Origin of the sequence: Streptomyces monticola (assembly GCF_042665355.1) — a bacterium.
In the GTDB taxonomy this organism is placed as follows: Bacteria; Actinomycetota; Actinomycetes; order Streptomycetales; family Streptomycetaceae; genus Streptomyces; species Streptomyces monticola.
On record NZ_JBHTCF010000038.1, the window covers coordinates 1 to 11,371 of the forward strand.

The following is an 11,371-nucleotide window of genomic DNA, read 5'->3' on the forward strand; positions in this document are numbered from 1 at the left end:
ACGTCGTGAAGGCCGTCACCGGTGAGGAGATCACCCAGAACGGCCTCGGCGGCGCCGATGTGCACGCCGAGACCTCGGGCGTCGCGCACTTCGCGTACGACGACGAGGAGACCTGCATCGCAGAGGTGCGGTATCTGCTCTCGATGCTGCCGTCCAACAACCGCGAGAACCCCCCGGCCGAGGTGTCGGGAGACCCCGCGGACCGGCGCGGGGAGCGGCTCCTGGAGCTGGTGCCCGTCGACGGCAACCGGCCCTACGACATGCACCAGGTCATCGAGGAGATCGTCGACGACGGCGACTTCCTCGAGGTCCACGAACGCTGGGCCCGCAACATCGTCTGCGGTCTGGCCCGGATGGACGGCCGGGTGGTCGGCATCGTGGCCAACCAGCCCCAGTCCCTTGCCGGTGTGCTCGACATCCATGCCTCGGAGAAGGCCGCGCGCTTCGTGCAGATGTGCGACGCCTTCAACATCCCGATCATCACGCTCCTCGATGTGCCCGGCTTCCTGCCGGGCGTCGACCAGGAGCACGGCGGCATCATCCGGCACGGCGCGAAGCTGCTCTACGCCTACTGCAACGCCACCGTGCCGCGGATCTCCCTGGTGCTCAGGAAGGCCTACGGAGGTGCGTACATCGTCATGGACTCCCAGTCCATCGGTGCCGACCTCACGTACGCCTGGCCGACCAACGAGATCGCGGTCATGGGCGCGGAAGGCGCGGCCAACGTCATCTTCCGGCGCCAGATCGCCGAGGCGGAGAACCCCGAGGCCATGCGGGTGCGGATGGTCAAGGAGTACAAGTCGGAGCTGATGCACCCGTACTACGCGGCCGAGCGCGGTCTCGTGGACGACGTCATCGACCCCGCCGAGACCCGCGAGGTCCTCATCAACTCCCTGGCGATGCTGCGCAACAAGCACGCCAGCCTGCCGTCCCGCAAGCACGGCAACCCACCCACATAGAGACCCAGCAGACAGCCCCAGCAGACAGACCCAGCAGACAGGAGGCCACGATGGACACACCTCACGTACGGGTCGAGAAGGGCCACGCCGAGCCCGAAGAGCTCGCGGCCCTCACCGCGTTCCTGATGGCCCGCGCCGCCGCGTACGCGCAGGCGCCGTCCGAGCGCCCCGACCCGGCCAAGGCCGGCTGGCGCCGTCTCGAACGCGTACCGGGCTACAAAGCCCCACACAGCTGGCAGGGCTGACACCACGTCAGTTCAGTTGCCGGAGCCCGGCCGTGGCCATGTGGGCACGCGCCGGGCTTCGTACGTCACACGGGGGATCAGAGATGCGGAACAGTCATGTACCAGAGGTCCCCCTTCCCTTGACCTGTTTGTGCCCATGGAGGACCTCATGAACGGATTATCCCGCCGCGGCCTGCTCGCCAGTGCCGCGGCGGCGGGCGGCGCCCTCGCGCTGCCCGCGGCTTCGGCGGCCACCGCGGCCGCCGGTCCCGCGCCCGCGCAGGCGGTGCGGATCTCCCGCAGCGACCCGCGCTACACGGGCCTCGTCTCCGGCGCGAACCAGCGCTGGGTGGGCAGGCCCGACTACGTATGCCTCGTCAGCAGCACCGCTCAAGTGGTGCGCGCCGTACAGGACGCCGTCGACAAGGGACTGCGGATCGCCGTGCGCAGCGGCGGGCACTGCAACGAGCCCTTCGTCTCCGACGGCGATATCCGTGCGGTCATCGACATGTCCGGCATGACCCAGATCTCCTATGACGAGCAGCGCCGCGCCATCGCCGTGGAGCCGGGCGCCATGCTCGGCTCCGTCTACCGCACGCTCTACAAGCGCTGGGGCGTCGTCCTGCCGGGCGGCACCTGTCCCACGGTCGGCGCGGGCGGGCACATCACGGGCGGCGGCTACGGCGCGCTGTCCCGCTCGCTCGGCCTGACCGTGGACCACCTGTACGGCGTCGAGGTCGTCACCGTCTCCGCGGACGGCAAGGCCCGTGCGGTGGTCGCGACCCGGGAGCCCGACGACCCGAACCGCGAGCTGTGGTGGGCCCACACGGGCGCCGGCGGCGGCAACTTCGGGGTCATCACCCGCTATTGGCTGCGCTCTGCGGACGCCACCGGCGACGACCCGGCGAAGCTGCTGCCCCGGGCACCGTCCGAAGTCCTGGTCTCCGATGTCAGCTGGTCCTGGAAGGACCTGGACGAGAAGTCGTTCAAGCGGCTCGTGCGCAACTTCGACGCATGGCACGCGCGCAACTCCGGGCCGGACTCCAGGGGCCGCTTCCTCTACAGCCAGTTCAAGCTCCAGCACCGGGCCGCCGGCTCCTTCCATATGTGCACCCAGGTCGACACGGCCGCACCCGACGCCGAGGGGCTGCTCGACGAGTTCCTCGCCGCGGTCTCCGCGGGGACCGGCGTGACGTACCAGGTCGGTGACCGGACCAGGGCGCCGTGGCTGTACGCGGTGACCCAGTGGTTCGGCTTCGTCGAGAGTGCGATCTGCCGCTGGAAGGCGAAGGCCGCGTACGTCCGCAAGACCATGCCCGAGGACCAGATCGCCGCCATGTACCGGCAGTTGACGCGCACCGACTACGCGCACCCGACCGCCCTCATCGATCTGATCAGCTATGGCGGGCGGATCAACGCCGTCGCGCCCGACGCCACCGCGGTCGCCCAGCGCGACTCGCATATGAAGATCCTCTACGTCAGCCTCTGGACCGGCACCGATGACGACACCCGCCACGAGAAGTGGGTGCGCGAGGCCTACGCGGATGTGTACGCGGCGACCGGCGGCGTACCGCGCCCCGACGGTGTGAACGACGGCTGCTACATCAACTACGCCGACTCGGACATCGCCGACCCGTCCCTGAACACCTCGGGAATCCCCTGGCACCGGCTGTACTTCAAGGACAACTACCCGAGGCTGCAGCGGGTCAAGGAGCGCTGGGACCCGCGTGATCTGTTTCGGCACGCACTGTCCGTGCGTCTGCCCTGACGTCCTTTTTGAGCCAACTCGAGTTCTTCGGCCCGGACGGGAAGGGTGCCGTCGCGCGCCGAGTTCCTCTTCAGTACCGCCGATGAGCGGACCTTTGCGCGGCCCTGTCCACCGCTCCGTCGGTCATGTCATGTGCGTGCTCATGCATGCAGAAAGGACGTCGTATGTCTTCGAACCCTGTTCCGGGGCAGGAGCCGCGCGCCGGACTACGGCAGTGGTTCGGCCTCCTTGTGCTGCTGTTCCCCGTCGCCCTGATGACAGTGGACCTGGGAGTGCTGTGGCTGGCCACTCCCGCCATGACAGCCGATCTGCAGCCGTCCAGTTCCCAACTCCTGTGGACCACCGACCTCTACGGGTTCATGACCTGCGGATTCCTGCTCGTCATGGGCACCTTGGGAGACCGGCTCGGCCGCCGCAGGCTGCTGGTGTACGGCTCGCTCGGGGTGGTGGCGGCGTCCCTGCTCGCCGCGTACTCCACCACCCCGGAGATGCTGATCGTCGCCCGCGCGCTGCTCGGTGTCGCCGGAGCCGCCGTCCTGCCCTCGTCCCTGTCCCTGATCAGCCATATGTTCGCCGACGCGCGCCAGCGCGCCACCGCGATCGCCATGTGGGTCACCGCCCTGTCCGTGGGCATCGCGGTCGGCCCCGTCATCGGCGGGGTGTTCCTGGAGCACTGGTGGTGGGGATCGGTGTTCCTGCTCGCCGTGCCCATCATGGTGGTCGCCATCCCGGTGGTCCTCACGATCGTGCCCGAATACCGCGACCCGAACCCCGGCCGCTTCGACCTGGCCAGCGTGGTGCTCTTCCTGCTCGGCATCCTGCCGGTGGTCTACGGCATCAAGAAGTTCGCCGAGTTCGGCTGGAGCGCCACCTACCTGGTGGCCGTGGTCATCGGCGTGTTCTTCTCGGCGCTCTTCGTACGCCGCCAACGCCATCTGGAAGCACCGCTCCTGGACATGCGGCTGTTCGGCAACCGGGTCTTCACCGGGGCGCTGCTCACTCTGCTCCTCGGCATGATGGCGCTGAACGGCGTCGAGTACCTGGTGCCGCAGTTCCTGCTCGTCACCGGCGGGCTGAGTCCGCTGGAGGCGGGCCTGTGGCTGCTGCCGAGCGCGGCAGGCCTGATCCTGGGATCCCAGCTGACCCCTCTTGTGGCCCGTCGCGTCAGGCCCGCGTTCGTCATCGCGGGCGGCACCGTGATCACCCTCGTCGGCTTCTGGCTGACGGCGACCGCGCAGCCCGACGCGTCCGGTGTCGTACCGTCCGCGGTCGGGCTGACGATCATCATGTTCGGGGTCGCGCCGATCAGCGTCCTGGGCACCAGCCTCGCCGTCGGCGCCGCGCCGCCGGAGAAGGCCGGGGCCGCCGCGGGCGCGGGCCAGACCGCATACGACCTGGGCCTGGCCCTCGGTATCGCCGTCACGGGCTCCGTCGCCGTCGCCGTCTACCGCGGTGACGTCGCGGACTCCGTGCCCGCCGGCGTACCCGCCGAGGCGGCGGAGGCGGCCCGGGACACCATCGGCGGCGCCACCGCGGCGGCGCGGGACCTGCCGGCCGCTGCCGGGGACGAGCTGCTCGCCGTGGCCCGTGACGCCTTCGCCGCCGGCTTCCACACCACCGCCTATGTCAGTGCCGCCTTCGCCCTGGCGACCACCCTGATCGCCATCACGCTCCTGCGCCGTATCCCGGCCATCGGCAAGGACACCCCCGCGCCGGAGGAGGAGCACGTCCCCGCGCCCGTCACCACGGAGCGCACCGACCAGGAGACCCAGACGGTCGCCTGACCCCGGGCGCCGCCGCGGCCCGGCCGCGGCGGACGCCACCCGGACCGAGCCCCGGCGCCTGTGACCGAGCGCCACCGCGGAGCCCGGTCCGGACCGTCCGGACTCCCGTTCACCGGGAAGCCGTTCCCACGGGGGCGGGGTCCGGGCGGGTGGACTTCCGAGTGGCCGCGAAACCTCCCCGACGGCTGACGTCGGCGCCGTCGGGGGGACGGACGACGGCCACCCGGACGCACACCGCGCGGCACACCACACCGCAACGGGCGGCCGCCACAGCGAAAGTGCTGTGGCGGCCGCCCGCTGTCATCCCCGGGTGCCGGATCTGAAGTGCCGTCAGGCGCCCGCCGTGTCAAGGAAGTCGGCCATGGCCAGGTCCGTGGACTCGGCGACGTGGCGGCGTACCTGCTCCTGCGGGTCGTCGGACACGGTGTCGTGGACGAGGCGCACGGTGATGTCCTTGATGCCGCAGAACTCCGAGATCCCCACCCGCAGATGCAGATCGATCATCGCGTCCAGGCCCTGCTCGGCATACGACTTCTGCGAGCCGCCCGCGAGGCCCACCCACAGGATGCGCTTGGCCGCGAGCGCGGTGGGCTCGGCGCCGTAGGCGAAACCGTGGTTCCAGACCCGGTCGATCCAGCCCTTCAGGATCGCCGGTACGTCGAACCACCAGACCGGGAAGACCACCACGATCGCGTCGGCGGCGGCGATCCGGTCCATGTGTGCGTGCACCTCGTCGGAGTACCGCTTGCCGGGGTCGTGCCAGTCCGGCTCGTCCGCGACGGGCATCCGCGGGTCGAACCCCTCCGCGTGCAGATCGAGGACATCGACGGTGTAGCCCTGCCGCTCCAGCTGCTCACGTGCCCGCTCGCCCGACAGGCCCGTCAGGGAGTCGCGGCGCGGGTGGGAAAGGACGAGGAGGGCCTTCCTGGATCCGGTCCTGGATTCGGTCGCCGTCATAACAGCCGCCTAATGTAAGGGAGTTGGGAATGGTAGAAGGGCCGGGGTGCGGCGGGTCCGATACGTCTCAGGTCCGCCGCACCCCGGCCCCCGAGAAGGGATCGGGTGTTTCAGCCGTCAGCCGTCAGCTGGACGCGGCCGCGGGTGTTTCAGCCGTCAGCCGTCAGCCGTCAGCTGGACGCGGCCGTCGGCACCGGCTCGGTCACCGGGTCCGTCCCGGTGCCGCCGTCGCTCTGCGCCGGCTTGTCCTGGGCGGGTCCACCCGTCGCGGGCACCCGCCGCAGCAGCAGCACTGCGAGGACGCCCATCAGGGCCGCGAGTCCCGCACTGATGATCGCCGCGACATGGAAGCCCGAGGTGAACGCGGCCCGGACCGCGTCACCCATCACCTCGCCGACGCCGCCGGGCAGACCGTCCGCGATGGTGGCGCCGCCGCTCACGTTGTCGGCGATCTCCGTGACCTTGTCCTCGGAAACCCCTTGCGGTGCCGCCGACTTGACGTCGTTGTGGTAGACGGCGGCCATGATGCTCCCGGTGGCCGCGACACCGAAGGCAAGACCCAGCTCGTACGCGGTCTGGCCGATCGAGGAGGCCTGTCCCGCCTTCTCCGGCGGGGCGGCGCTCACCGCGATGTTGGTGCACAAGACGGTGATCGGGGCCAGGCCCGTCATCATCACGGTGGTGCCGGTCGCCGCGATGGCGGTCCCGGAGCCGTCCGACGGCAGCTGGGTCATCAGGGCGAAGCCGATCAGCGACACCGCCGCACCGCCCGCGATCACATAGGCCGGGCGGATCCGCCGGGCGAGCAGCGGAGTCAGCTGCGAGCCGAGGGCCAGCCCCGCTGCGGGCAGCATCATCAGCAACCCGGCCTGCAGCGACGGCAGTTGGTTCACCAGCTGGAAGTACTGCGGCACCACGTACTCGACACCGTTCATGGCGGCAAGGCCGATGAAGAGCAGCACCAGGGCCGTGGTGAACGTGCGGTCCGAGAACAGCCGCAGCTCCAGCAGCGGATTGGACAGCCGCTGCTGGCGCCGGATGAAGAGCACCCCGAAGAGCACGGCCACCGCAAGGGACAGCAGCATCCACTGGTCGATCCCGTACTCCCCGATGCGCTTGATGGAGTAGACGAGCGGCAGCAGGGTCAGGACCAGCAGCGGCATGCTGATGCCGTCGAGCTTCTTCGTGTCGGCGTTGTGGAACTCCGGCACCGCGATCGGCGTCACGATCAGCGCGAGCACCATCACCGGCACGCCGACCAGGAACACCGAGCCCCACCAGAAGTGCTCCAGCATCACACCGCTGACCACGGGGCCCACGGCGATACCGGTGGACAGCGCCGTCACCCACATGGCGATCGCCTTGGCCCGCTGCCGGGCGTCGGTGAACATGTGGGAGATCAGGGCGAGCGTGGACGGAATGATCGCGGCACTGCCCACACCGAGGGCCGCACGGGCCAGGATCAGCGTCATGGGGTTGGGCGCGTACGTGGCCACGAGGGACGCGATGGCGAACGCCACGAGCCCCAGGAGCAGCAGCTTGCGCCGGCCGAACCGGTCACCGATGTTGCCGAAGAGGACCAGCAGGCACGCCATCACGAAGCCGTAGATGTCATTGATCCACAGCAGCTGGGTGCTGCTGGGGCCCAGGTCGGCGGCGAGTGGCGGGGTCGCCAGCCAGAGCACGCCGAGGTCGGCGGTGAGGAGCATGGTGGGCAGGAGCAGAAAGGCCAGGCCGATCCACTGACGTGCTCCCGCCTTGGACGCAGTCGTCCCGTGGCCGTTCATGAGTGGTCCTCTCGGTGTCTCAGATCCAGTGCCTCCAGCACCGTGACACGACCTCCTTTCGGTCCCCTTATGGTCTTCTTCGGACCGTCTTGCGGGACGGTCGGGGAGGAGGAATCGCTGGTCAGCGGGGGAGCGAGGCGGAGATGGTGGCCGGCTTGTGCGGGCTCGGCCGGCTCCAGCGACGCATCACCGGCTGCTCCACGTACCGGTGCAGGAGCGCGGCCAGGACGACGGTCACGGCCAGGCAGACGGCCAGATAGCCGAGCGCCCCCGGCACGCTGAAGGAGTTCTCCGGGCCGAGCAGCTTGCGGACACCGATCAGGACGATCAGATGGATCAGATAGAACGCGAAGGAGATCTCGCCGAGCCACACCATCAGGCGTCCGCTGAGGAACGACTTGCGGCCCTTCATATCGGACGCCGCGCCCGCCGCGATCACCATCATCACGGGGATGATGGTCGCCGGTGCCTGTGCGTAGGCGAGCGGCACCTTGAGGGCGATCACCTCACCGACCACGAGCAGCGCCACCGACGGCAGCATGCCGGGGTTCCGCCAGCGGCCGGCCACGACGAGACGGGCGATCAGCACACCGATGAAGAACTCCGAGACGCGCGGCAGCGGAAACTCGTAGTTGAACCAGTACGCGTACGGATCGGTCTCCGACATCGTCAGGTCCGTGAGCACCGCCCAGGCCACCCGGAAGGCGAGCAGCCCCACGATCCACCACTTCACCCGGTCCAGACGCACCTTCATGAGCAGCGGGAACACCAGCGGGAACAGGGCGTAGAAGAACGCCTCGGTGGAGATCGACCAGCTGACCGCGTTGGCGCCGAGCAGCGTGCGCACATCCGGGATCCACGCCTGCACCAGGAAGAACCCCGGGATGTCGGGGCTGCCGGGGCCGCCCTCGAACTTCCAGCCGGTCAGGACGACCAGGCCGATCAGATACGTCACCAGGTGCAGCGGATAGATCTTGAAGAACCGGCGCCGCCAGAACTGTGTGACGGTGTCCGTCGGCCGCTGCGCCCAGGCCAGGACGAAGCCGCTGAGGACGAAGAAGAACGAGACCCCGGTGAAGCCGATCGCGCCGAAGAGCGAGACGTAGGTGTCGCGCGCCGAGGCGTCCTCGAAGATATGGATCAGGTCGATCCCGTACGGCAGGGTGTCCGCGAGGATCGTGATGTGGAAGAAGAACACCGACAGGGCCGCGAGAAACCGCATACCGGTCAGCGTGTTCAGGGACTTGCGCTGCTGCCGAGCGCCCGCGGGGGCGGTGGGGGTCTCGACAGGGGCGGTCAGAGTCATAGGGTGCTCCCCTGGATCGCGAGGGCGTGGGTGAAGAGGTTGCGGGGGTCCCACTCGGCCTTGGTCTGCTGCAGCCGCCCGTAGTTGTCCTTGAAATAGAGCTGCTGCCAGGGCACGCCCGAGTCGTTGAGCGCCGGGTCGGCCAGGTCGGAGTCGGGGTAGTTGATGTAGCAGCCGTCGGTGACGCCGCCGGGCCTCGGCACTCCGCCGGTCTCCGCGTGCACATCCCGGTAGATGCCACGGACCCAGGAGATGTCCTTCGGCTCGTCGGCCGGGTCCGTCCAGTGGCTGACGTAGAGCAGCTTGAGCACCGAGTCGCGCTGGGCCACGGCCGTGGCGGCCGGGTCCACGGCGTTGATCTGTCCGCCGAAGCCGACCATCGCCACCAAGGCATACGGATTGGCGTAGTCGTCACGTGTCAAGTGCCGGTACAGCGCCTTGAGTTGGGCATCCGTGAACGCCTTGCGCTGATAGGCCGACTTCGCCTTCCAGCGCGGCATGCTCGCCTCGACAAGACCGAACCAGTCGGTGACCGCGTACAGCCACGGCACCTTGCTGCGGTCGCTGACGCTGTATGTGAGGCCGGTGCCCGCGTTCACGGCGTCGAGGTGCGCGTCGAGCACCTTCTCCGCGTCCGGCACCGACGCGTCGAGCTGCGCGGTCAGCCGGAAGCCGCCCGCCGAACGGTGCTGCGGCGTGAGCCTGCTGAACAGCTTCGTATGCGCCGAGCCGGGGTCGGAGTTCTGCTCGTACCACTGGGAGAAGTTCCGCAGCAGCCGCGAGAAGGCCGCCTCCGTCATGCCCTCCCACGACCAGCTGATGTCCGTGACCAGGACCTCGGACGGCGGCTTGGGCAACTGGTCGCCGGGGGCCGGGCCGGCGCCGGGGGACTTGAGCCAATAGCGCGTGATGACACCGAAGTTGCCGCCGCCGGCACCGGTGTGCGCCCACCACAGCTCCCGGTTGGGGTCGTCGGGCTCACGGGTGGCCACCACCTTCTTGGCCCGGCCCGCGGCGTCCACCACGACCACCTCCACGCCGTAGAGGTGGTCCACGGTGAGGCCGAAGCGGCGCGACAGGGCGCCGTAGCCGCCGCCGACGATATGGCCGCCCGCGCCGACCGTGGGACACACACCGCCCGGGATGGTGACGCCCCAGCCCTTGTAGAGCACGCGGTAGACCTGCCCGAGCCGTGCGCCGGGCTCGACCGCGAAGGCACCGCGCCCGTCGTCGTACGTCACGGCGTCCATGCCCGCCATGTCGATGACGACCCGTATCCCGTCGCTGGTGGTGAAGTTCTCGTCGCAGTGGCCGCCGCTGCGCACCGCGATCCTCTGTCCGGCGTCCACCGCTTCCTGCACGACCTGCACGACCTGATCGGCGGTGCTGACGACATGGATCCGGTCGGGGCTGCCGGTGAAGCGCAGATTGGCACCGGAGACGAGGCTCGGGTAGCGGCTCTCGCCCTTGCGGACCGTGACGGGGGCGTCGGCTGCGACACCGGTGGCGGCCGTCTCCGCGGCCCCCGCGGCCGCCGTCGCGGTGCTCCCGCCGGGGCCGATGGCGGGCAGCGCCACGGCGGCGCCGCCGAGAACCGCGGCGTCTCTCACGAAATTCCGGCGCGAGAAATCCCCCATGGCTGTCTACCTCCGGTGCTTGCGGAACTGGTGGGCTTTCCCAACCGCCGCACACAGGAGGGGAGTTGAATGCGCAACGAAGGGAACATCATCGGAGGGTAGGTGTCCCGTCGGCCCCAGTGGTCACGCTGCGCTCACGCTTGGGGCAGCGCGGAGTAATTGCGCGAGTTACCGGTGAAGTGTGGCGGAGGCGGGCATTCCGTTGCCGTCAGCGATGCAGTGGAAGCCGCGCGTCCGGCTGCTGCACGCCGTTCGCCCGGCGGGCCCCCTCGGCCTGGTGCGCAGGCCCGGGCAGCTCCGCGACGACGCCCCGCGCCTTCAGCGCTTCCGGTGAGAGCGTCCGGCCGCGGTCGTACGCGGCGCTGAACTCCGCCTCGCCGATGGCATCCCGTACCGCTTCGCACATTCGCAGGACATCGCTCTGCCCGTCGACGGGCAGTGGCGCTCCCGCGGACTGTCTGGCCGCCGCTGCCGCCCCCAGGAGCGCGGCCGCCGCCATGGGCTCACCGGCGTGCACCTGCGCTCCGGCGAGACCTTCGAGCGCCGGTGCGAGGGTCCGTGGAGTGCCTGTGGCGGCGCCTTCGAGGGCGGTGACGCCGATGTGCCAGGCCGCGGCCCGCGCGTACAAGGCACCGGGGTGCTCCTCGGCACGGTCCAGGGCGGCGCGCAGCGACCTGCGGGCCTCGGCCAGGCGGCCGCGCAGCATCCAGTACCAGGACAGGGCGCAGGTGAGCCGGAGCGCGAGCAGCGCACCCTCGGCGCCTTCGGCGCGCAGGGCGCTGTCCAGAGCGGCCCGCAGATTCGCCGTCTCCGCATCAAGCCACGCAAGCCGACGATGCGGGTCGCCCCCGGGCGGCAAGGGCTCAACTTGCCCGGTCAGGAGTGGGCTGGTCCGTCCGGCCGGGGCCGGGCTGCCCTGCCCGGGGAGCAGTGGGCCGGTCTGCCCGGC

General features: G+C 69.9%; 8 protein-coding genes and 1 pseudogene. 4 read left to right on the forward strand and 5 right to left on the reverse strand.

The annotated features are described in order from the left end of the window. The 4 genes from ACFQVC_RS41240 to ACFQVC_RS41255 all read left to right on the forward strand — a co-directional run. Window positions 1-959: acyl-CoA carboxylase subunit beta (locus ACFQVC_RS41240; RefSeq protein WP_381841506.1), on the forward strand; the 959-nt coding region annotated here is incomplete at its 5' end. Between the two features lie 50 nt (window positions 960-1,009). Further along, window positions 1,010-1,204, forward strand: a complete 195-nt coding sequence (locus ACFQVC_RS41245; RefSeq protein ID WP_381841509.1) for an acyl-CoA carboxylase subunit epsilon — start codon at window positions 1,010-1,012, stop codon at window positions 1,202-1,204. 148 nt (window positions 1,205-1,352) lie between these two features. Then, complete coding sequence (locus tag ACFQVC_RS41250) at window positions 1,353-2,951, forward strand: FAD-binding oxidoreductase (protein WP_381841512.1); 1,599 nt, start codon at window positions 1,353-1,355, stop codon at window positions 2,949-2,951. A 164-nt stretch (window positions 2,952-3,115) separates the two neighbouring features. Continuing rightward, window positions 3,116-4,735 carry an MFS transporter gene (locus ACFQVC_RS41255; RefSeq protein ID WP_381841515.1) on the forward strand — a complete coding sequence of 540 codons (1,620 nt, stop codon included), beginning with the start codon at window positions 3,116-3,118 and terminating at the stop codon, window positions 4,733-4,735. A 330-nt stretch (window positions 4,736-5,065) separates the two neighbouring features. On the opposite strand, the gene ACFQVC_RS41260 is transcribed toward ACFQVC_RS41255, so the two are convergent. From ACFQVC_RS41260 to ACFQVC_RS41280, 5 genes and pseudogenes are all read right to left on the reverse strand, one after another. After that, window positions 5,066-5,692: an NAD(P)H oxidoreductase gene (locus ACFQVC_RS41260; RefSeq protein WP_381841518.1), complete on the reverse strand. Its 627-nt coding sequence runs from the start codon at window positions 5,690-5,692 to the stop codon at window positions 5,066-5,068. Between the two features lie 170 nt (window positions 5,693-5,862). Continuing rightward, a complete protein-coding gene (locus ACFQVC_RS41265; protein WP_381841521.1) occupies window positions 5,863-7,479 on the reverse strand; it encodes an MFS transporter in 1,617 nt (538 codons plus the stop codon). Between the two features lie 121 nt (window positions 7,480-7,600). Continuing rightward, window positions 7,601-8,785, reverse strand: coding sequence for an acyltransferase family protein (locus ACFQVC_RS41270; RefSeq protein WP_381841524.1), 1,185 nt, complete (start codon window positions 8,783-8,785; stop codon window positions 7,601-7,603). Further along, window positions 8,782-10,422 carry an FAD-binding oxidoreductase gene (locus ACFQVC_RS41275; RefSeq protein WP_381841527.1) on the reverse strand — a complete coding sequence of 547 codons (1,641 nt, stop codon included), beginning with the start codon at window positions 10,420-10,422 and terminating at the stop codon, window positions 8,782-8,784. Before ACFQVC_RS41275 ends, ACFQVC_RS41270 begins: the two co-directional genes overlap by 4 nt. A 208-nt stretch (window positions 10,423-10,630) precedes the next feature. Continuing rightward, window positions 10,631-11,371, reverse strand: a pseudogene (locus ACFQVC_RS41280) (hypothetical protein); the annotation flags it as partial.

What these genes read in the sequence shown, in the direction of transcription:
- ACFQVC_RS41245 (WP_381841509.1), top strand. Translation starts at nt 1,010, where the DNA reads ATGGACACACCTCACGTACGGGTCGAGAAGGGCCACGCCGAGCCCGAA.
- ACFQVC_RS41250 (WP_381841512.1), top strand. Translation starts at nt 1,353, where the DNA reads ATGAACGGATTATCCCGCCGCGGCCTGCTCGCCAGTGCCGCGGCGGCG.
- ACFQVC_RS41255 (WP_381841515.1), top strand. Translation starts at nt 3,116, where the DNA reads ATGTCTTCGAACCCTGTTCCGGGGCAGGAGCCGCGCGCCGGACTACGG.
- ACFQVC_RS41260 (WP_381841518.1), bottom strand. Translation starts at nt 5,692, where the DNA reads ATGACGGCGACCGAATCCAGGACCGGATCCAGGAAGGCCCTCCTCGTC.
- ACFQVC_RS41265 (WP_381841521.1), bottom strand. Translation starts at nt 7,479, where the DNA reads ATGAACGGCCACGGGACGACTGCGTCCAAGGCGGGAGCACGTCAGTGG.
- ACFQVC_RS41270 (WP_381841524.1), bottom strand. Translation starts at nt 8,785, where the DNA reads ATGACTCTGACCGCCCCTGTCGAGACCCCCACCGCCCCCGCGGGCGCT.
- ACFQVC_RS41275 (WP_381841527.1), bottom strand. Translation starts at nt 10,422, where the DNA reads ATGGGGGATTTCTCGCGCCGGAATTTCGTGAGAGACGCCGCGGTTCTC.